The sequence below is a fragment of the Vibrio sp. SCSIO 43136 genome (assembly GCF_023716565.1).
In the GTDB taxonomy this organism is placed as follows: Bacteria; Pseudomonadota; Gammaproteobacteria; order Enterobacterales; family Vibrionaceae; genus Vibrio.
Genome location: NZ_CP071849.1, coordinates 203051 through 223744, shown reverse-complemented (window position 1 = coordinate 223744; position 20694 = coordinate 203051). Strand labels below are relative to the sequence as shown.

Here is a 20694-nt window from a genome sequence, read left to right as displayed (position 1 = left end):
ATACAGAAATAGCCTTACCGTTACTCTTTGTTGCGGATAGTTTTACGATATTCACTCGGTGAGCAACCATGAAAACGGCGAAAACGGTGAGTAAAGTTAAACGGGTCTGGATAACCCAGTCGCTGGGCCACCATAGCGATACTCCAATCTTGGTAATGAAGCAGGTCGAGGGCTTTTTCCATTCGCAATGAGATCAATTTTTGCTGAGTCGTGGAGCCGTAGAGCTTCTTGCAGACTCGATTGAGTTGTTCCACCGTAATAAAGCACCGCTCAGCCATGCCTTTGACTGTCCAAGGCTGATGGAGCTGGGTTTCTACAACATTAAACAAGCTCTGAACTCTCAATTCAGTGGTTGAAGGAGTATCTTTACTCAATCCACCGAGCAAAATTCGAGTTAACTCGCTGATTAATAGAGTACGGTAGCTGGTTCTTCCCCCGATTTCATTGTGCAATAGCTGAAGCAATGACCAACTTTGCTCACAGGCGCTCCAGCTCTCCACTCTTGGGTTGCCAGTCGCCAAACTCGCCCATTTAGGATGATCATCGAGCAGTATCCACGACATTTTCCAGCCAATATCGCCATCATATAGCTCAAACCTAAATGGATAGCCTGCAGGTAGAATCGTAACCGTATTAGGCTCAATGATTTGGACTCCTTGTTCAGTCGTGAGTACACCATAACCCTCTAGGGTAAAGAGAAAGTTATGCAAGTTGGAGTTAATACGCTCAACGTGATAACCCTCTTCAAGCACGGTAAGTCCGGCCATGAAAATATGGTTATTTTCGAACTCAGGGAAGTCACTTTGAGTAAGAAAACGCTCTCGACATCCATCAGCGAGATAGATGTCATCTTTCCACTCTTCAATCGGTGCAAACTTGACCATGTCAAATTTGCACAGGTTTTCTGAATTTTCCCACATTTTATTTAATCTCGAACTTGGCTATTCTTTGCGTCCACTATTCCTGCGAATGTCGACGATTTTTCATCCCGAAAAATCCGTGACACTAGCGATCATAATAACGGAGGCGAGAAGATGACGACACATAAATTAACACCAACAATACGTCCACATGCACTACTACCACGTGTATTTAAGCTCGCCTTTCCGGTTGCTATTCAGTCGGCTTTGGTTGCGATTCTAGCCTTGGCCGATGTGCTCATGGTCTCTGACTTTGGTCAACACGCCACCGCCGCTGTGGGTATTGCTTCTCGCTGGCAGTTTGTCGCCATCATGATCATGGCGGGTATGGCCGCAGCGACTGGGGTATTGGTCTCACAATACTGGGGCAAAGGCGATAAAGTGCACGCCAAAACCGTCACGATGCAATCTCTGATGTTTGGCTCTGTGGTGATCATTCCTGTGACAGCATTGATTACCTTGTTTGCATCTCAGATCATGTTGCTGCAAACCACCGATAGCCAAGTGATTGAAGCAGGTGCTACCTACATGCTTTACAGCTTCCCAGTGCTGCTGCTAACCCACTGGATCATCACGATTGAAGCGTCATTGCGTTCAAGTGGAGATGCTATGCTACCGCTGATCATTGGTGCGGTGACGATTGCGTTAAACATTGCCCTTAACTTCGTGTTCATCCACGGTATGTACGGGCTACCAGAAATGGGTGTTGCAGGCGCTGCGTTTGCGACGACTGTCTCACGTATGTTCCAAGTGGCTATCATGTGGGGTATTTTGGTTAAGCGACGCAGCTGGATCATCACCAGTCGCTACATTCCAAAACACCGCACTTTGTGGATGTCTTTTAAGAAGCTAGCGATCCCTAGCTCTTTCAGTGCAGTGCTATGGGCAAGCGGCACTTTAACTTATCAGATGATCATTGGTCATATGGGCACGACTGAGCTTGCGGTTTACAGCATGATCGGTCCATTTGAGTCGCTTTGTTACTCTATCTTTTTTGGTATCTCTGTGGCTTGCTCCGTTCTCATTGGCCAATCATTGGGTCGCGACGAATTTGACGATGCACAGATGATCTCAAAAACCATCATGAAATCAGTGATCATGCTCGGAGTGACGCTTGGTGCACTACTGTTACTTGGCCGTGAATACGTAATAATGGCACTAAACCTAGACTCTCCAGAGCTCTCGGTATTTGCCGAACCAGCACTTGCAGTGATGGCGTGTGCGATTTGGGTTCGCATGTTAAATATGATCATCATCAACGGAGTGTTGCGAGCGGGTGGTGAGCACATGTTCTTTATCCGCATGGACTTGATTGCGATGTGGATGATAGGTATCCCTCTCACAGCTTACGGCGCTTTCATCGGTGCGTGGGATTTTACCTGGGTCTACTTGGCGATTGTAAGTGAAGAGTTCGTTAGACTGTTCTTATGTTTCCGTCGTTACCTGCAAAAACGTTGGGTTGCTAACCTAACCCTACAAACCGCTTGAGATGACGAACAACAAAAAACGCCCTGACACTAATGTCAGGGCGTTTTATATTAAAACTCTTCATGCCGGACAAGGTAAGAGTTAATACCTACCACTTTATGCTGCTCAAAGTGAAAAATATCGCAGAAGCTGAATTCGTTTTCCGCTTCACCATGACCTTCAACCACGAGATGATTGATACTCTCGAACTGGCTAGAGGCTTGCAAGTAAACAGGCTGCATCTGCATCTGACGACAAATCTCTTCAATGGCTGCTTTGCCTTTAATCGTCTCTTTTCCGATATTTTTCCATTCAATGTTTTCTGCCATGAAAGGCAGTAGCTCTTCACTGTCACCGCAAGAGAATGCGATACATGCGTTTTTTAACGCTTCATCCATGTTGTAACCCTTTTGTTCTAATTGATCACTAGACGTCCGTCTGGGTGAAACTCCCAGAAATCGGCATGTGCCACTTCCCATAAATGACCATCTGGATCAGAAAAGTATCCGCTATAGCCTCCCCAAAAAACATCTTGAGCTGGCTTTTCTATCGTGCCACCACACTGCTTGGCTAACGCAAGCACTTGGTCAACTTGCTCTCGTTCTTTAGTGTTATGCGCTAACGTTACGCCTGAAAAGCCCGAGCGAGGACTAGCAAATTTTTCAGACACATCTTCAGCTAACTTATCCAACGGGTAGAGCGCAACACAAACACCACCTGTTTGAAAAAACACGATCCCAGATTCCAACTTGCTCGTGGTTGGAAACCCAAGCCCTGTGTAAAAATCGTAAGATCGCTTAAGATCACTAACCCCTAGGGTAATAATACTGACTCTCGGTTCCATCGCTTCATACCTTTTGCACGTATATATACAGTGTATGCAATTGAATAAGTTTTGTTAGTTAGGCAAATCAAGCACTACTATAACTTAGCTAACTCGAATCGACACCTTGCAAGATCTCGTTTTTAACTGCCTGATAATTCATTGAGATTTATCAGACAAAGAAAGTTGCAACAATTGGACTCACTCATAAGGACTTGAACTATGAAATTCACATTGGCTTTGATATTGCTTCTCTTCGTTGCTCCAGTGCAGGCGGACACCAAGAGAATTGCGCAAGGATTTGGCGTCATTTGGGGCATTGAATTCATTAATGCCTATCATCTTATCGTGGCAGAGAAATCTGGGCAGATCACCTTCCTCGACCTGTCAAGCAATGAAAAAACACCCTTGATGCAAGTGCCCGATTTATTTACCAACGGCCAAGGTGGACTGATGGACGTGGCCTACCATAAGCCTAGCCAAACCTTGTATTTTACCTACAGTAAGAAAATGCCACAGGGCACGACACTCGCACTGGCCTCAGCTATGCTGAAAGGTAAATCCCTATCAGATTGGCAAGACATCTTTATCGCCGATGCCTACAGCAACACTAGCAGACACTTTGGAAGCCGAATTGCAATCGTGGATCAGCACCTGTTCATCTCAATCGGCGACCGAGGTGAAAGAGATAACGGACAAGATTTAACCAATCATGCAGCCAGCATATTGAGACTCAATCTGGATGGTTCGGTTGCCAGTGGTAATCCTTTCAAGCAAAACCCAGCGGTTTGGAGCTATGGGCATCGCAACCCACAAGGCCTATTTTATGATGCACCTTCTGAAACCTTATGGTCCATCGAACACGGCCCTAGAGGTGGGGATGAAATCAACAAAATTATCGCAGGTGAGAACTACGGCTGGCCACTTGCTTCCCATGGTAAAGAGTATTGGGGGCCTATCTCGGTTGGTGATGCCAAGTCCCTACCGGGCATGAAAGATCCTCTGCTGGTTTATGTGCCTTCCATCGCACCGAGCAACCTTATTATGTATCGAGGTGACAGGTACCCAAATTTAAACGGTAAGCTTCTCGCTGGCGCGCTCAAACTTAAACACATCAATGTTGTGGCTGTGGATGGAGAAACACTGACTGAGGAACGACGTGTCGCTCAGTCTCTCGATCAGCGCATTCGGGATATCACCATCAGCCAAGATGGTTACATCTATTTCTCTACTGACAGTGGCAATATTTACCGTTTGTGACCACTTACCGTTAGTCATGTTGATCGACATAGTTCAACATGGCCTGCCTGCTTTTAAGTCGCATTTTCCCTAGCGTCCCTTTCGTTAAGAAAGGCTTTACTTATTAAGCTCGTCCAAAAACACATCGAATCATCCAAATAAACCCTAACCTTAGGTAGTGGCGAAACCCCAGATCCGTTCCTAGACTCTATTTATGCCCAAACAAGAGCCTAAAAAGGCCGTAAATAGAGGAAATTACAATGTCAGTGCGCACCTTGCTCGAACCCTTAAGCAATTTACTTAGCTTCATTTCATTTCGGATGAAGTTTTTATTGGTTGGCTCACTTTTGGTCATCCCTTTAGTCATTCTGTCTTTTGCTTACAAAGCAGAGCTCGATACTAGTGTTGAATTTACTAAGCACGAACGATACGGCGTGGAATATCTACCAACGATGAAAGTCCTGTTCGTCAATATGGCTGCGCATCGCGGATTGTCCCAAGGCGTACTGGCGGGAAATGAATCTCTTAGAAGCAAAGTTTCAACCGCAGCGTCAACGGTAGATAATGCTTTAGAGGAGATGGCAAAAATTAATCAAGGCTTTGGAGAGCTATTCAATCTAGGGAGTGAGCTAACAGCGATTAAGCAAGCCTGGCAGCCCCTCAAAACGATTGATAATTACACCCGCCAAGAGAGTTTTGCCCAGCATTCTGCACTGATCAAAACCGTGCAAGACACCTTAGTTGCCATTGCTGACCAATCCAATCTGACTTTAGACCCTGAGCTACCAAGCTACTATATGATGGCAACCTTGACCGACTACTTACCGAAAACGGCTGAAAGCATAGGTAAATTGAGAGGCAAAGGCACTGGAGCATTAAGTAGTGGAGTCATCACTGAAGCTCAACGTATGGAGCTTTCAGTACTCAACGACGTTATCCAACTTAACCTAGAGAAATACAGCTACGCACTGAAAGTCTTGTACCAACACGCACCCCACTTAAAGCAGAACGACCAGGTATTGCATCAAGTTGAGGCGGTACTTAAAAACTTCAACCAAACCACTCAAGCCCAATTGTTGGCCGGAAAACTGGGGACAATCCAACCCGTTGACTACTTTGCGCAAGGAACATCTGCCATTGACAGTTTGCTCAACGCGTATGACATTTTAGTGCCAGCGCTTGATTCGCATTTACAGGCTAGACAAAGCGCTGCTGAAACCAAAGCAACCCTATTAACCATTGTTCTGCTCGCTGCTATCGTCATTTCAACCCTTCTTTTTATTGCGATGTACTATTCCATCGACTCTGCGATTACTACCTTAACTCAGAGTGCTAAACAGCTAGCCGAAGGGGACTTAACCGTAAGATGTGAAGTGCGAGGCAAGGATGAAATCACTCGCATCTTTCACGCAATTAATATGATCTCAGAAAATTTTTCCGAGTTGGTAACTCGCATTCGAGGCGCAAGCGGCCAGCTCGATGAATATTGCCAAACATTGGTTAACTCAAGTACCCAAGTATCTAGCGCTATCTCTGATCAAGATAGCGAAATCGACATGGTAGCAACGTCTGTCAACCAGGTGACTGCCAGCGTGCAAGAAGTGAACAGTAATACCCAAAATGCGGCGCAAGCTGCCATTGAATCGAGAACTTCTGCTGAAGACGGCTTACAGCTGGTTCAGACCATGTCGAAATCCATTGAGCAAATGTCCATCGACGTTCAGCAAGCAGATACAGTGATCAAGCAGCTGGAAAATGATAGCCAAAGCATTAACTCTATCTTGGATGTGATTTGTGAGATCGCCGACCAAACCAATCTATTGGCATTAAATGCCGCCATAGAAGCAGCCCGAGCAGGTGAACATGGTCGAGGCTTTGCCGTGGTCGCTGATGAAGTTCGAACACTTGCCCAACGTACTCAAAACTCCACGACCGAAATTCAGGAAATGCTAGCTAAGGTGCAAACAGGATCACAGCAAGCTGCTGAAGTGATGGTTAAAGGGGTACAGCAAGCACAAATCACCGCAGAGCAATCCAAAACTACTGCCGAGTCTTTATCTGCTATCGTAGAAAAAATCGCCATCATCAATGACATGAACAGCCAAATTGCCGCAGCGACCGAGCAGCAAGGCTGTGTAGTGAACGAGATTAATCAGAGTGTGGTCAATATCAGGCAAACCTCGTCCACCAGCTTAGGACTGACACAAACTTCAGACAATACCAGTAGGGAAGTCAAAACCCTCTCTGATCGTGTCAGAGAAGTGGTTTCCCATTTTAAACTAGATAAAGCGTTCTAAATAAAAAAGGTCTAGCCAAAATAGCTAGACCTTTTTCTACTTAATCATTTAGCGCTTTACCGCACGCTCGAGATCATCGAGGTGCCCAACAATCTTCTTCGATAGTGGCTCAATATTCTGATACAGCGACTCTGCTTTATCTGTATCGCCTGCCTCGTTAGCATCAAGGATCTTAACAATGGTTGCGTGTAGCTCTTCATGAGGCGGTTCCATGGCTTTAAATGCACTGTTATTGGCATGATGCTTCACACCATCCTTGTAGTACCATTTGCCGAGCATACACTCGCGATGAGAACAGGCTTGTTCACGAGTGATGGCACTTTTGTCCCCATTGAGGTAGGAACGAACCCGAGTCTTCCAAGCAAGATGCCCCTGTTTTACCGTAGCGAAGTCTAAACTACCCGCTTCCGACAGCTCTAGTTCTAATAGCTGTGCCTGTAGCTCTAGCGCTCGTGAGTTTACCATCATTGCGTGTTGCTGCAGTTTATCTCCCTGATGCTCGGTAAGTGAGGCTTGAGAACTAATACTTTCAATACTATTGGCCATCTCGCTCGCCACGGTACTTTGTTGCCCGGCTGCGGTAGCAATTTCAGCGCTCATAGCATTGATGTTTTCCATACCTGCCGTAATATCGGCAAATTTTTCTCGGGTCAGCGTCACTTTATCTAGGGCACTCATTGCCGAGTGGCTATTTTGCTCAATGGTATTTGCGGAGTTTTGAATGCCACCGGAAACTTGCTCCAGCATCGAACGGATCTCTTGGGTTGCATCTTGGGTTCGCGCTGCCAGTCCGCGAACTTCATCAGCCACCACCGCAAAGCCACGCCCTTGCTCCCCAGCACGAGCCGCTTCAATTGCCGCATTCAACGCCAGCAAATTAGTTTGGTCGGCAATATCACTAATAGTGTTGGTAATATTAGTAATTTTCTCACTCTCTTTAGATAGCTCATTGATCTGCAAAGAGGTCTGAGTCATTTCATTAGCGAAGGCTTGCATCTGCTCTAACGTATCGGCAATAACGAGATCCCCTTGTTCAACAATCTCAGTCAACCCAGTTGTGGTGTCAGCTGTGTTTTGAACGTTAGTTGTCACCCCGTCAACAGTCACTGACATTTCATTCATGCCTGTTGCCACTTGAGTCGTGTGACTGCTTTGCTCACGCATGGCATGCAATACATCGTGGCTAGTGCCCGACAGTTTATCTGCAGTATCTAACAAATTAGAAACCGACTCTGACGCTTGCATGAAGATGGTTTTGTAGCGCCCTTGCACCATTTTTATGGAAGTCAATAACTTAGCAAGCTCATCTTGCCCATGAACCTCGATGTTCTTGGTGAAGTCTCCTGCTGCAAGGTATCGATTATGCTTAATGACGTAGTCCAATTTGGCGAAAATACGTTTTTCGTTAATCAAACCAATCGCAATTGCGGTCACGGCAGTCACTACCGCCATCACCTGCACAACAGGATCTGATGCGAAAATACAGGTGATGAGCGAGCTTAGGACCAGCACGCCACTTAGTAAGCGGCTCATCATTCGCAATGAAATTCGTTTAAATAAGCTTGGTTGAGGCAATTTCTTTGATGAGTCTTGCTTCATCGATTTATACAGTGAAGCGGCGTGAGAGATTTGATTCTCACTGGGCTCGGTGCGAACCGATTGGTAGCCTACTGTGGAACCATTTTTGACGATTGGTATGACAAACGCATCAACCCAATAGTGGTCTCCGTTTTTACAACGGTTTTTTACCATTCCACGCCAAGCCCGGCCTGACTTGATGGTTGACCACAAATCAGCAAAGGCCGCTGGAGGCATATCGGGATGACGGACGATGTTATGGTCTTGTCCTATCAGCTCATCTCGAGAAAAACCACTGATCGCAACGAACGCATCGTTGACGTATTTGATTTTACCCTGAAGATCGGTGATGGAAACCAAATCTTCTTTACTAGTAAACTTTTGTTCTTTTTGTGTTACGGGTTGATTATCACGCATTAACCGACTTCCCTTGGTTGAAATAAGCTACCCCAAACAATGGGCTTACTTTAACCTTAGCAAAATCAAGGCTATTTAATTCAGACTTTGCTAACTAACGTGACTGATGTTTGATTATTTATTAATGAAAACACTCAGTTTAATTAACAATTCTATAAAATCAGGTTTTTCAGGGGACATCAGGAGTTTAAATACAGAGTCACCCCCTCACTTTCAGGGGGCGGTCTACAATCAATACACTCTCGGCTCACCGCGGAAAATCACTCTGTCGTTACCTCGATAAACACCAAAGGTATAGACAGCAGAAGGGCTTTCGTCACCACGACCATCCCAGTTATAAAAAAGGTATTCTAAGCCAGCAGTATTACTGCCTTGGCAACCTAGCCCCGATTCCAAGCCCGACTGAGCAACGCCAATTCTCAACCACAATTTCACTTGTTCTCGCACACCACTTTGGTTTTGAATCGCTTGCAACGCACTACTTTCTCCGGTAGAAACAGCCCCGCTGCCACTCAAACTTGCCGCTGTGGTATTCCCTCCCGGCCATATCTCCTCTCGACAATAGTTAGCACCGTTAAATGCGCTCTCGCTATCCAAGGTATTGGTCACAAAGTTGCTACCATTCCAATACTGAGCCTCTAGTGGAACATCAATTGTCTGCCCAGACTGTGCCCCCAAGTCGGGCATATAGAGTCGCCCAAAGCGCATATCAAGGGCATTTCCAATAGAAGCAATGTCAGTCGTGTTTGACCCATCGTTTCGATAAGTATCGTGGCTATCAAATGTCGTACAGCCAGAAACGGCACAATCCACGTTACCGCTATCAACCTCTAAACCCAGTTGCAAGTCATATGGGCCGTCGGCTGTGGTAATTCTTGGAGTGCTTTGAGTCTCAACCCGATCAAATTTCAAGGTGGATAGAGGCACGCTTATCACACCACCATCCCAATCCGACTCCCAACCGGATTGGCTGATACCTGTAGTATCAAGTCGGCTTGTTAGGTCATTTTGTGCTGGAGTGATCTTGTCATTATCTAACGCTTTGAGATGAATCGACATCTGATAGTTAGTCAAATATTCATAGTTGGTGGTTGTCGTCGTCGATGTTCCACCAGCCAACTGTTCAACGGCTTGGGCCGTGACTTGAAACTGAGCACTAAAGCCCTGCTCCATATAAGTAAAGTCACTCTGGCCTTCACTCACCACCTGTGAAGTCACTTGGAACTGGTATGGATAAAAACGACCAATGGCAGCAACGCCCTGCTCTACACCTCCAAGGGCAAAAGCCGCATACTGTGCTTGTAACCAAAGACTTCCCACTTCGTTCCAACTGAGGTTGTCTATCGTCAGACCACTACTTGCTTGTGATGTATTGGTGAATTCGTAAATCTGGTCAGTCGCAGGCTGGCTCAATGCACCCGCTACACCTTGGCTAGGTGTATGCAAAGCATGACTTATCATGACACCCGCATACTGACTACCTTCAGTGTAATAGTTAGGTGTCGTAGTGTGGCTACATAAACCATCCGTGATGGTATCCACGCTGCCATCTCCTGAGTTGTCTGCGCTAATAGCGCTTCCTAACCAGGTGAGCGGCTTAATCACAACAGAAAAAGTCTCTCCCGCTTTGGCAAAACCAGCTCCTGAAGATGACGTACCGGTATAACCCTGATTTAAACCGCTCGAAGTAATGTTACAGATGGCAAAAGTATGTGGCCTTGCGTGTACTTGCATGTCCCCTTTAAACCCATCACTGGCCTCTTGGATAGATAGGCTGACTTTTCCAGCATCTGGATAGTTAACGGTAATGGTGGCCTCACCTTGCACAAAAGTTACTGAGGTAGTTATCAAACTCGCATCAAGCGTGCCACTCGAAGGAAGGATTTTAGAGGTAGCGGTTAGCTGTAAGGTCTTCAACCCTTCATAACTGGTAATTACATCACCATTGTTATCGACGGCTTTAATGGTGGCGTCAGTGTCTTGTCCTGCAATCACTAGAAGTGGGCTTGGCTCAAAGATATAGCCATTGTTTTCAAACTTATATGGACCCGCACTGCCAGTAACTGATGACATTTCTACCCAAGTTGCGGTGATGTTAACTTCCGCTTGTGAGCTTGAATACAAATAATAGGTCGAGGAGCCAGCAAGGAATGGAAGTGCGCTGCTGTCATTGATACACGAACCCGTTTCTGTTGCTTTCCAGCAAACGTCTGCACCGCCATCATGGGTTAGATTAAATGTGCCTGAAACGCTGGTATCTGTTATTCCCTGACTATTTAGGATTGAAAAGGTAACTGCTACGGCATTATCAATAAGCTCAGTCGCAGACGTTGGGCTGATCCCCATGGTGTAGGTTGTATCATTACAGCTCGAAATATCCCCTAGAAGTTGGCCACTTCCATACATTTTTAGATACAGGGATGCGACCGCACCATGAATGATGGTGCTGCCACCATTGATATCGACTAAAGATTCAGAAATAACAAACGCTGAAGCCTTGGCTGACCCCGATACATAAACACCATTTTTCACCGAACTATTGTTGTTTAAATTCAGATAATCAACACTGTTATCTATCCCATGAGAGATCAAATAGAGATTTTCGGGTACCGAAGTAATACTTCCACCTGAAGTGGTGTAGTTAACATTGGAGTTGCCAGACAGGGTAATTTTATAAGCACTGATCCGTACTTTACCAGTGACGATAACCGTAGCCCCACCACTGACATTAAAGTCTTCCATAAAGTAATCGCCAGCACTAAGCGTTACCGTACGTCCATTTTTGATGTCAATTCGCTTATATTCTCCTGGAGAAATAACAGCACCATCGGCGGGATTCAACACAGTGTTACTGGGGGTAAATGCAGCAAAATTATACTGAGGCACCTTGAGCGATGAGTCAGCAGCACATCTATACCCATCACAAAACTTAGGCTCATTGTTGCCCCAATCTGGCTGAGTTAAGTTATCGAAACCCACTCGACCATCAGGCACACTGCCTGTAATTGTCAAAGAGTTAATCAGGGCTATTTCACCGTCAGTACTCCAAGTCTGCGCCGCTCCAGTAAACTGCGTGCATTGGTTCACTTCAAAAGGGACTTCAAATAGAATGAAGCCAATACGCTCCGCCACGTGACCTCGTTCGGAATCATAATCTTGGTCTTCGTCAACCATGAAACTAGCCCGGTCTGTCTCTAGACGGCAGCGTCTAGCAAATCCACCATTGTTGCCATTACGAGAGTTCATCTTGCCAATAATCACGGGAACGACGTCTAGCTCATCGTATTCGGCAAAAGTTTCACAGCCTTGGGTAACAGGTTGATTAGTGCTTAATGAGCTCCGTGTTTGCTCGTTTCTGATTTGAAACTTTATCCCGTCTTTCTCACCGGAACCCAGAGCAACCAGATAAGCGATCGTTTCTGTCTCTGTTGGAAATTCTCTATCTTCCCTATCTTCCCGACCATCAATTTCTAATCGCTCTAATGCGATGTCAAAACGAGTAGTATTCACACTCGGCACCACAGAAGTTAGCCAAAGATCATCGTCATTATTGACTGTTTGTACTTGGTGCAAAACCGCAGGTGCGCTAGAAAAGCTTGTAATGGGACTATTGGGAATGGAAGCGTACGTGATCCGCTCTCGATTATTTCGATTACCACTACCATCATCGTTGGTAATTCGGGTGCGGTATCGTGCCGTATCTACCGAACCAACCAAAACACTGACACCAGAAAAGTTATGAATCCCCTTTTCAATCACCAAATAATCGATGACCGTCATGGGTACCTGCTCCATTGAGGCTGGAGCTCGACTATCAGGCGGGAACTGCTGCTGGAATCTTACTTGTTGCGTGGTGACTTCAAGCACTCTAATCGCAGAAGGGGCATCATTTTCATTTTGGAAGCTCACCGTATCCATAAAGAAAACGGCAGGGGGAGTAGCGTAGGTTTCTTCGAAGGTAATGGTACACACTGTGTTAATACAGTCGGCATGGGGAAAGGCATTGACGTTATAACGCCCATATTCAAGTTCCAGTGCTACTGCACTAGAGCTCATCGTTATTGCTAACAAGATCAAGCTACCCAAAAGTAGCTGCACAATCCTTGCCATATCAGCGCCACCTAACTTACCAACATCCATGTCTAAGCATAGCTTAGTCTATTTAATAACTTGCAAGCTACTAATATTCATAAAATTATTGGTAGAGATTAAAGTTTTACATATGCCGCTCAAGTTGCATGTTCAAATTATTTCCAATCACAATTATCGATTTACACTTGCATAAAAAAACCGGCCTTTCAGCCGGTTTAATCTAAGTTGTTAGCCAATTAGCTTAACTTGTAGAACACAGTTGCCAATGGCGGTAGGCGCAAGCTCAGTGACTGTGCAAGCCCTTCGCTTTCCACCGCTTCTGTTACAACCTGCTCTTTAACCTCAAAGCCACTGCCGTTGTATGCGTCAGCATCTGTGTTGAGTAGCAACTGGTAGTTACCTTCGTTTGGCACGCCCAGACGGAAACGCTCGTGAGGTACTGGTGTAAAGTTGGTGATAACCAATACTCGCTCACCATTTTCACTGATACGTTCATGAGCAAGAATACTTGCTTCACGCTCATCTTGAAGTCGCCACTCGTAACCCGCAGGTTCACTATCTTGGTCGTGAAGTGCAGGCTCATTGCGATACAAGAAGTTGAGATCCTTAGTTAGCTTATGGATGCCCTGATGGCGTTCAAAATCAAGCAAGAACCATTGCAACTGAGTATCGTGGTCCCACTCGCCTGTTTGACCAAATTCTGCGCCCATGAAGTTTAGCTTCTTGCCCGGCTGTGCGTACATGTAACCTAAGTAAGCTCGCATATTTGCCGTTTGCTGCCATTCATCACCAGGCATCTTGTTATGGATAGAACGCTTACCGTAAACCACTTCATCGTGTGATAGCGACAACACGTAGTTTTCACTGTGTGCATACACAAGCGGGAAGGTGATGGTGTCATGGTGGTATTTACGATGAATTGGGTCCTCTTGGATGTAAGACAAGCTATCGTGCATCCAACCCATATTCCATTTGAAACCAAAGCCTAAGCCGCCCATAAAGGTCGGTGCCGACACGCCCGGGAATGCAGTCGACTCTTCAGCAATGGTCATCGCATTCGGGAAGTGTTTATAGACTTCCTCGTTCATCCACTTAAGCGTTGCGATCGCATCGTAGTTTTCACGACCGCCATCGATATTCGGGATCCACTGGTCATGACTACGCGAGTAATCTAGGTAGAGCATTGAAGCCACAGCATCGACTCGGATACCGTCGATGTGGAATTGCTCGAACCAGTACAATGCATTAGATACCAAGAAACGACGAACGTGTTCACGACCCATGTCGTAAATGTACGAGTTCCAGTCTTGGTGCCAACCGCGGCGAGGATCTGGATCATGGAACAGCGGAGTGCCATCAAAGTTTGCCAAACCATGGCTATCTGATGGGAAGTGCGCTGGTACCCAATCTAGTACAACACCTAGACCTGCTTGGTGACATTTATCGACAAAATATTTGAAGTCATCTGGCGAGCCGTAACGACTGGTAGGAGCAAACAAACCGATCGGCTGGTAGCCCCAACTGCCGTAAAACGGATGCTCTGATACTGGCATCAGTTCAACATGGGTGTACCCCATTTCGACCAAGTATGGAACCAATTCTTCCGCCAGTTCACGGTAGTTAAGGAACTCATTGTCCTCACCACGACGCCAAGAGCCTGCGTGCAATTCATAGAACGAAAGCGCTTGTTTACGTTTTTCTGTCACCTCACGATTTTGCCATTGCTCATCTTGCCACTGGTAGCGAGTATGGTCGTATGTGAGTGACGCAAACGATGGGTACTGTTCAGAATGGAAACCCCACGGATCTTGCTTATGAGGAAGCGATTCACCGTTTGGCCCTTTCAGCTCAAACTTATATTGAGTGCCTTCTGGCAACTCAGGCATAAAGATGCCCCAGATACCGTAGTCAAGACGCTGCATCGGGGTGCGGCGGCCATCCCATTGGTTGAACTCACCAATCAGACTAACTGCACTAGCATGTGGTGCATAAACTAGGAATCGAGTTCCTGAAACTTGCTCGCCACCACGTTCAATAGACACAAATTGTGCGCCAAGGTGGTGGTACATAGAAACAGGGGTGTGAAGATCTTCATACTCAGCATAAAGTGCATGGTACTGGTACGGGTCATCAATGATCTGTTCCGTGCCGGCCCAATTAACCGCTAACTTATAGTGAGTAAAACGCAAATCGTCATCACCATATAGGATGAAGCCACCATCCTCGGTCTTTTCTAACGCTTTGCGTTGGTTGTTCTCTAGCACCAACTGTACGTCATCTGCTCCCGGCATCCATACTCGTAGCGACTTACCTTCCTCTTGGCAGAAAGGGCCTAAAAACGAAAATGGGTCCGCAAAAGCAGCTTGCGACAGCTGGGCAAAGGCGTTCTTTGGTGTAGTTGTTTTAGTCAATGCCTGATCCCCTGACATATTTTATTGCCTGTCATTCCCTTTGCGGTGAATGCGGCGTTTCCCTGCAATAGCTCGCGGCGAGAGGCGAGCCTAGTATCTTTTGAGTAGATCGCTGGACATTAAATCGTAAACATAAGGTTTGCGATTTAAACAGCATGCGATAAAGCGGTAACAGTCTATCACGGATTGCTTAAACTGAAAGGCATTGCATAGTGCGATGTTCTTACAAATCAAACGTTAATGTTATAAAAATGTTTCTCGCTTAAAAGTAATCAGCCTCGACCCAAGGGTCGAGGCTGATTTAACTTATTCGCCGGCTTTCGCTCGAACTTCTGTCAATCGTTTTGCGATATGGTTCACATCTGGATTAGAGAAGATTTGATCCAAGTTCATAGAGAGTTTACGTCTCCAGTTTGGATACTCATCGACCGTGCCTGGAATGTTGACTGGTTTTTCCATTTCCAACCAGTCTTCAAGCTGAACACTGAGAAGCGCACTTGAGCCCGCTGCCACATGAACGTGGAATGCTTCGCTCAAGTACTTATCCATAGGAACCAGCGCTGCATCTCGACCGATACCTTCTGGTAGGTTGCCATGTCCAGCAACGCTATCTAGGATCTTCTGCTTGCTCTTAAGGCGATCATCAAACAAACCTTGAAGCTGCTCTTCATCTGGGTACAGACCTAGGTCTTTACCCATCTTAAGGTCATCACAATGCCAGAAGCCACGTAAGGTTGGCATATCGTGAGTACACAGAGCCGTCATTGATTGCGCAGCATAGTGTTTCGGTGAGAAGTAACCACCATCTTCTGCGGTTTCGAAGAAGAACACTTTGTAAGAATGCACACCACCATCAGCAAGTGGAGCCACGATTTCATCTGGTACGGTACCCAAATCTTCACCAATGACAGAACACTGGTAACGGTGCGACTCAAGTGCAAGGATGGCTAGCATCTCTTCTACTGGGTAGTAGATGTACGCCCCTTCCGTTGCATCTTTGCCTTTCGGGATTAACCATAGACGTAAAAGACCTAAAACGTGGTCAATACGCAATGCACCACAGTGCTTCATATTGGCACGAAGCAGTTCGATGTATGGACGGAACGCCGTCTCTTCAAGCTTCTGTGGGTTTAGCGGCGGTAGACCCCAGTTTTGCCCCAGAGGACCAAGGATATCTGGTGGAGCACCAATGCTAAGATCGCGACATAGCTCGCCAGTGTCGGCCCAAGTTTCAGAACCTGAATCAGCAACACCTACCGCAAGGTCACGGTAAAGACCAAGGCTCATGCCTTTCTCTTCCGCCAATACTTGCGCTTCTTTAATTTGACCATCAGCCAGCCATTGAAGGTACAAGTACAGGTTTACTTCGTCTTGGTTTGACGCGATAAACTTCTTCACCGCAGGGCTATCAAATGTACGGTACTCTTCAGGGAATACAGGCCAGCCCCAAACATTTTCGTCTTCTGCACGAAGGCTTGCATGTAATGCATCAAACGTCGCTTGTTGCAGTAGGCTATCGCCGCCTTCTTCAACAAAAGCAAGGAACTCACCAGCGCGAGAGCTGTTTTTGTCTAGCTGGCGCAGTTTAAATTCTTTGTACAGTAGGGGTAGCACGCTCATCTTAAGCGCCGACACTTCACTGTAGTTCACCCAATGAGAATCACGGGCTTTTTGTAGACGCTGTTGGAACTCGTTGCTGCCAACCAGTTTTTGCGCCTCTGAGCTCAATGCAAACTCAGCAACAGAGCTTACATCAATGTAAAGGATATTTAGCCAACGACGAGAAGACGGGCTGTATGGGCTCGCACCTTCTGGGTTAGCAGGGAATAAAGAGTGAATTGGGTTAAGACCGATAAAGTCACCACCGCGCGCTGCAATGTCGCTCACTAGCTGCTTCAGATCACCAAAATCACCGATACCCCAGTTGTGGCTTGTGCGTAGCGTATATAGCTGAACACTTGGACCCCAAAGTTTTTTGCCCGACTCAAGAGCATCTTGCTTGTAACACGCTTGTGGCGTAATCACTAGCGTCATCTCATAAGGCGTTTTGCGACGCTTACGAGTTACAATCAGTTTGTGGTAACCCCAGCCTAGGTTTTCCGGCAGAGAAAATACCAAAGCGCCACCCTGCTCACGATCATCCTTAACGATCTGTGATTGAAGATAGCCTTCTAGAACTTCCCCTTGTTCGGTTTCTAAACGCCAACTGAACTCACTCTCACGAGCTGAAGTGCCTAAGTGCAGTGGGATATGTACTGGTTGATTATCACGCAGTACCAACACTGGAGGCAGCACGTCTTTCTTGTGCTTCTTCTCAGCTGACTTTAACAAGGCTTCATCATTAGAAGTATCGTAGCCAAGTGCGGTTAGCAAATAACGAATGGTTTCATCCGACACGGAGGCTTCGTCGCCCCATGCGCTGACGTAGCTGTCGGTAATACGAGCCATCTCAGCGACTTGTTTTAATACTGATTGTTGTTTCATCGCTCTCTCCGAAGGCGGGCCACTGCCCGCCTTCTAGTAGGGTGTAAATAATGGAATTAACGGTTTACTGCTTCTAGTTTCCAGATGTTATTCACGTAGTCACGAATACTACGGTCAGAACTGAACTTACCAACCAGTGCAGTGTTCAGGATAGCTTTCTTAGCCCAGCCTGCTTGGTCACGGTACTGAGCACCCATGTCTTCGTGCGCTTTCACGTAAGAAGCAAAGTCTGCTAGTACTAGGTATGGGTCACCACCGTCTAATAGGCTATCGAAGGTTGCACGTAGCTTACCTGGTTCGCCTGGAGTAAACTCGTCAGTTAGAAGTAGGTCTAGTGACGCTTTCAGTAGGTGGTCAGCATGGTAGTAATCGTACGGGTTGTAACCTTGTGCTTTAAGCGCTTGAACACCTTCAACATCTAGGCCGAAGATGTAGATGTTTTCGTCGCCTACTTCTTCGCGGATCTCAACGTTTGCACCATCCATCGTACCGATAGTTAGAGCGCCGTTAAGAGCCATCTTCATGTTACCAGTACCCGATGCTTCTTTACCCGCTAGCGAGATTTGTTGAGAAACGTCAGCTGCTGGGATCAGCATTTCCGCCATGCTCACACGGTAGTCAGGGATGAATACCACTTTCAGTTTGTCGCCAACGCGTGGGTCGTTGTTGATCTTGTCAGCGATCTTGTTGATAGCGAAGATGATCTCTTTCGCTAGGTGGTAACCTGGCGCCGCTTTAGAACCAAAGAAACATACGCGTGGAGTACACTCGAAGTTTGGCTCGTTGATGATGCGGTGGTATAGAGACAAGATGTGCAGCAGATCTAGGTGCTGACGCTTGTACTCATGCAGACGCTTGATCATCACATCAAAGATAGCGTTAGTATCTAGCTCGATACCCATGTTCTCTTTAACCCAATCAGCAAGACGCTGTTTGTTTTGCTTCTTAACAGCCATGAACTCCTTTTGGAATTTCGCGTCTGTTGCATACTTAGCTACACCTTCAAGTTGCTCAAGTTTTGCTGGCCACTCGCTGCCCACCTTGTCAGTGATTAGCTTAGATAGACCTGGGTTACAGAATTTCAACCAACGACGTGGAGTAATACCGTTCGTTACGTTATGTAGACGAGTTGGGTACATTTCGTGGAACTCTGGGAATAGATCTTTCTTAACTAGCTCAGAGTGAAGTGCCGCTACGCCGTTTACTGCGTAAGAACCGATTACACATAGGTTAGCCATGCGAACCATGCGGTTGAAACCTTCTTCGATGATAGACAGCTTAGCTTGTTTCTCACCATCACCAGGCCACATTGCACGGACTTCTTGTAGGAAGCGGTGGTTGATTTCGAAGATGATTTCCATGTGACGAGGAAGTAGACGCTGGATTAGCGACTCTGGCCATGTCTCTAGTGCTTCTGGTAGTAGAGTGTGGTTAGTGTAGGCAAACGTGTTTGCACTGATTTCCCACGCCTCATCCCAAGACAGACCTTTCTCATCAATAAGGATGCGCATTAGCTCAGGAATCGCGATAGTTGGGTGCGTATCGTTAAGCTGGATAGTCTCTTGCTTAGGTAGATCAGCTAGAGTGAAGCCTGCTTCTTCGTGACGACGTAGAATATCGCGTACTGAAGCTGCTGAGTGGAAGTACTGCTGCATTAGGCGAAGAGTTTTGCCTTTCTCATGGTTGTCGTTCGGGTAAAGTACTTTAGTGATGTTACCCGCATCGATTAGACCGTGCTGTGCTTCGAAGTAGTCACCGTTGTTGAAGCTCTCTAGAGAGAATGGTGCGATTGCTTGACATTCCCAAAGACGTAGCGGGTAAACCGTGTTTGATTCGTAACCCACGATTGGTAGATCCCAAGGCATCGCCTTAACTGTCATACCTGGAACCCACTTGCGAACTTCTTTGCCGTTCTCGTTCACTACTTCAACGTGACCGTAGAAACCGATCTCTTGAGCAAGCTGAGGACGAGCAACTTCCCAAGGGTAACCTTCTACACCACACCATGCATCTGGTGCTTCTTTCTGACGACCTTCTTCAAATGATTGCTTGAATAGACCATATTCGTAATGCAGGCCGTAACCGATAGTTGGGAATTCTTGCGCTGCACATGAATCCATGAAACATGCTGCTAGACGACCTAGACCACCGTTACCTAGTGAAGGGTCACGCTCTTCTTCTAGAAGGTCAGTCAGGTTTTGACCAAGCTCAGCCATTGCATCAGTGATTTGCTCGTAAAGACCCATGCTGATCAGGTTGTTACCTGTTAGGCGACCGATCAAGAACTCAAGAGATAGGTAGTTTACGCTCTTAGCATTTTTGATTTTTGGGTCGTTTTCCGTTTCTAGAAGATCGAAAGTTGATAGTTCAGCAAGTGCACGCCCCATTGCTAGGTACCATGCACGTGGAGTAGCAGTTTCTTCTGTCTTAGCGTATGTTGACGCAAGATGCTGCTTTACCGCACTCTTAAAATGCTCTTTATCGAACTTTTTTTGCTCTGTAGGCTTCATGTTGAAATCTCACTATTAAGGTGTAATCCATTTACGCTATATCGTGCATCTAGGTGGTTGCCAAAACATCCTCCTGATTGCACGCAGGAGTAGGAGGAGAAGATAGGGCGTAGAGGGCTTACCCCCCTCCCATTGATGAGTTAGTTCACAAAATGGGTCCGTTTTGAGACCTAACTCAGTGACTTAACTCACAACCGCACTCAACAAGCTCAAGGGTCTGCTTATTTCGTGCACTGACCACTATTTCTCTCTCATCATCAATAATGCTGCTCAGATCACATTCGCCTCCAAAATCAATACGACGAAAAGATATGAAATCCGTTTAGCACAGTTAAAAATCAGCATATCGTGTGCAAAGATCAACAATGAATAGCTTTTAATCAACGCTATTAGTGACAGACCTCACAAAACAGGGGCGTAAACAGGAGTAAGTCACATTACATACCCACAATTAAG

11 protein-coding genes are annotated in these 20694 nt (G+C 46.3%); 3 read left to right on the top strand and 8 right to left on the bottom strand.

Annotated features, from left to right (window positions below; genetic code table 11):
* Positions 1–20: 20 nt before the first annotated feature.
* Positions 21–920, bottom strand: coding sequence for an AraC family transcriptional regulator (locus J4N39_RS15795; protein ID WP_252025666.1), 900 nt, complete (start codon positions 918–920; stop codon positions 21–23).
* Between the two features lie 114 nt (positions 921–1034).
* Here J4N39_RS15795 and J4N39_RS15790 point away from each other — a divergent pair, with 114 nt between their 5' ends.
* A complete protein-coding gene (locus J4N39_RS15790) occupies positions 1035–2408 on the top strand; it encodes an MATE family efflux transporter (protein WP_252025664.1) in 1374 nt (457 codons plus the stop codon).
* A gap of 50 nt (positions 2409–2458) precedes the next feature.
* Here J4N39_RS15790 and J4N39_RS15785 read toward each other — a convergent pair whose 3' ends face one another.
* Both J4N39_RS15785 and J4N39_RS15780 read right to left on the bottom strand, forming a co-directional pair.
* Positions 2459–2785 carry a nuclear transport factor 2 family protein gene (locus tag J4N39_RS15785; RefSeq protein ID WP_252025662.1) on the bottom strand — a complete coding sequence of 109 codons (327 nt, stop codon included), beginning with the start codon at positions 2783–2785 and terminating at the stop codon, positions 2459–2461.
* A 17-nt stretch (positions 2786–2802) separates the two neighbouring features.
* On the bottom strand, positions 2803–3231 hold the full coding sequence (locus J4N39_RS15780) for a VOC family protein (protein ID WP_252025659.1): 429 nt from the start codon (positions 3229–3231) through the stop codon (positions 2803–2805).
* A gap of 201 nt (positions 3232–3432) precedes the next feature.
* Between J4N39_RS15780 and J4N39_RS15775 the strand changes: the two genes are divergently transcribed.
* Together J4N39_RS15775 and J4N39_RS15770 are read left to right on the top strand one after the other, a co-directional pair.
* The gene (locus J4N39_RS15775; RefSeq protein ID WP_252025657.1) at positions 3433–4470 is read left to right on the top strand and encodes a PQQ-dependent sugar dehydrogenase; all 1038 of its coding nucleotides are present in this window, start codon (positions 3433–3435) and stop codon (positions 4468–4470) included.
* Positions 4471–4709: 239 nt separating this feature from the next.
* Positions 4710–6746: a methyl-accepting chemotaxis protein gene (locus J4N39_RS15770; protein WP_252025655.1), complete on the top strand. Its 2037-nt coding sequence runs from the start codon at positions 4710–4712 to the stop codon at positions 6744–6746.
* 48 nt (positions 6747–6794) lie between these two features.
* Here J4N39_RS15770 and J4N39_RS15765 read toward each other — a convergent pair whose 3' ends face one another.
* From J4N39_RS15765 to J4N39_RS15745, 5 genes are all read right to left on the bottom strand, one after another.
* A complete protein-coding gene (locus J4N39_RS15765; protein WP_252025653.1) occupies positions 6795–8741 on the bottom strand; it encodes a methyl-accepting chemotaxis protein in 1947 nt (648 codons plus the stop codon).
* 231 nt (positions 8742–8972) lie between these two features.
* Complete coding sequence (locus tag J4N39_RS15760; protein WP_252025651.1) at positions 8973–12851, bottom strand: DUF6701 domain-containing protein; 3879 nt, start codon at positions 12849–12851, stop codon at positions 8973–8975.
* 218 nt (positions 12852–13069) lie between these two features.
* Positions 13070–15244 carry a 1,4-alpha-glucan branching protein GlgB gene (glgB, locus tag J4N39_RS15755; protein WP_252025649.1) on the bottom strand — a complete coding sequence of 725 codons (2175 nt, stop codon included), beginning with the start codon at positions 15242–15244 and terminating at the stop codon, positions 13070–13072.
* Between the two features lie 306 nt (positions 15245–15550).
* A complete protein-coding gene (gene malQ / locus J4N39_RS15750; protein ID WP_252025647.1) occupies positions 15551–17728 on the bottom strand; it encodes a 4-alpha-glucanotransferase in 2178 nt (725 codons plus the stop codon).
* A gap of 56 nt (positions 17729–17784) precedes the next feature.
* Positions 17785–20238, bottom strand: coding sequence for a glycogen/starch/alpha-glucan phosphorylase (locus tag J4N39_RS15745; protein WP_252025645.1), 2454 nt, complete (start codon positions 20236–20238; stop codon positions 17785–17787).
* Positions 20239–20694 lie beyond the last annotated feature (456 nt).

Bases quoted from the DNA above. Each gene is read 5' to 3' on its own strand.
- J4N39_RS15745 (WP_252025645.1), bottom strand. From the start codon at position 20,238: ATGAAGCCTACAGAGCAAAAAAAGTTCGATAAAGAGCATTTTAAGAGT.
- J4N39_RS15795 (WP_252025666.1), bottom strand. From the start codon at position 920: ATGTGGGAAAATTCAGAAAACCTGTGCAAATTTGACATGGTCAAGTTT.
- J4N39_RS15765 (WP_252025653.1), bottom strand. From the start codon at position 8,741: ATGCGTGATAATCAACCCGTAACACAAAAAGAACAAAAGTTTACTAGT.
- malQ (WP_252025647.1), bottom strand. From the start codon at position 17,728: ATGAAACAACAATCAGTATTAAAACAAGTCGCTGAGATGGCTCGTATT.
- J4N39_RS15785 (WP_252025662.1), bottom strand. From the start codon at position 2,785: ATGGATGAAGCGTTAAAAAACGCATGTATCGCATTCTCTTGCGGTGAC.
- J4N39_RS15780 (WP_252025659.1), bottom strand. From the start codon at position 3,231: ATGGAACCGAGAGTCAGTATTATTACCCTAGGGGTTAGTGATCTTAAG.
- J4N39_RS15770 (WP_252025655.1), top strand. From the start codon at position 4,710: ATGTCAGTGCGCACCTTGCTCGAACCCTTAAGCAATTTACTTAGCTTC.
- J4N39_RS15775 (WP_252025657.1), top strand. From the start codon at position 3,433: ATGAAATTCACATTGGCTTTGATATTGCTTCTCTTCGTTGCTCCAGTG.
- J4N39_RS15760 (WP_252025651.1), bottom strand. From the start codon at position 12,851: ATGGCAAGGATTGTGCAGCTACTTTTGGGTAGCTTGATCTTGTTAGCA.
- J4N39_RS15790 (WP_252025664.1), top strand. From the start codon at position 1,035: ATGACGACACATAAATTAACACCAACAATACGTCCACATGCACTACTA.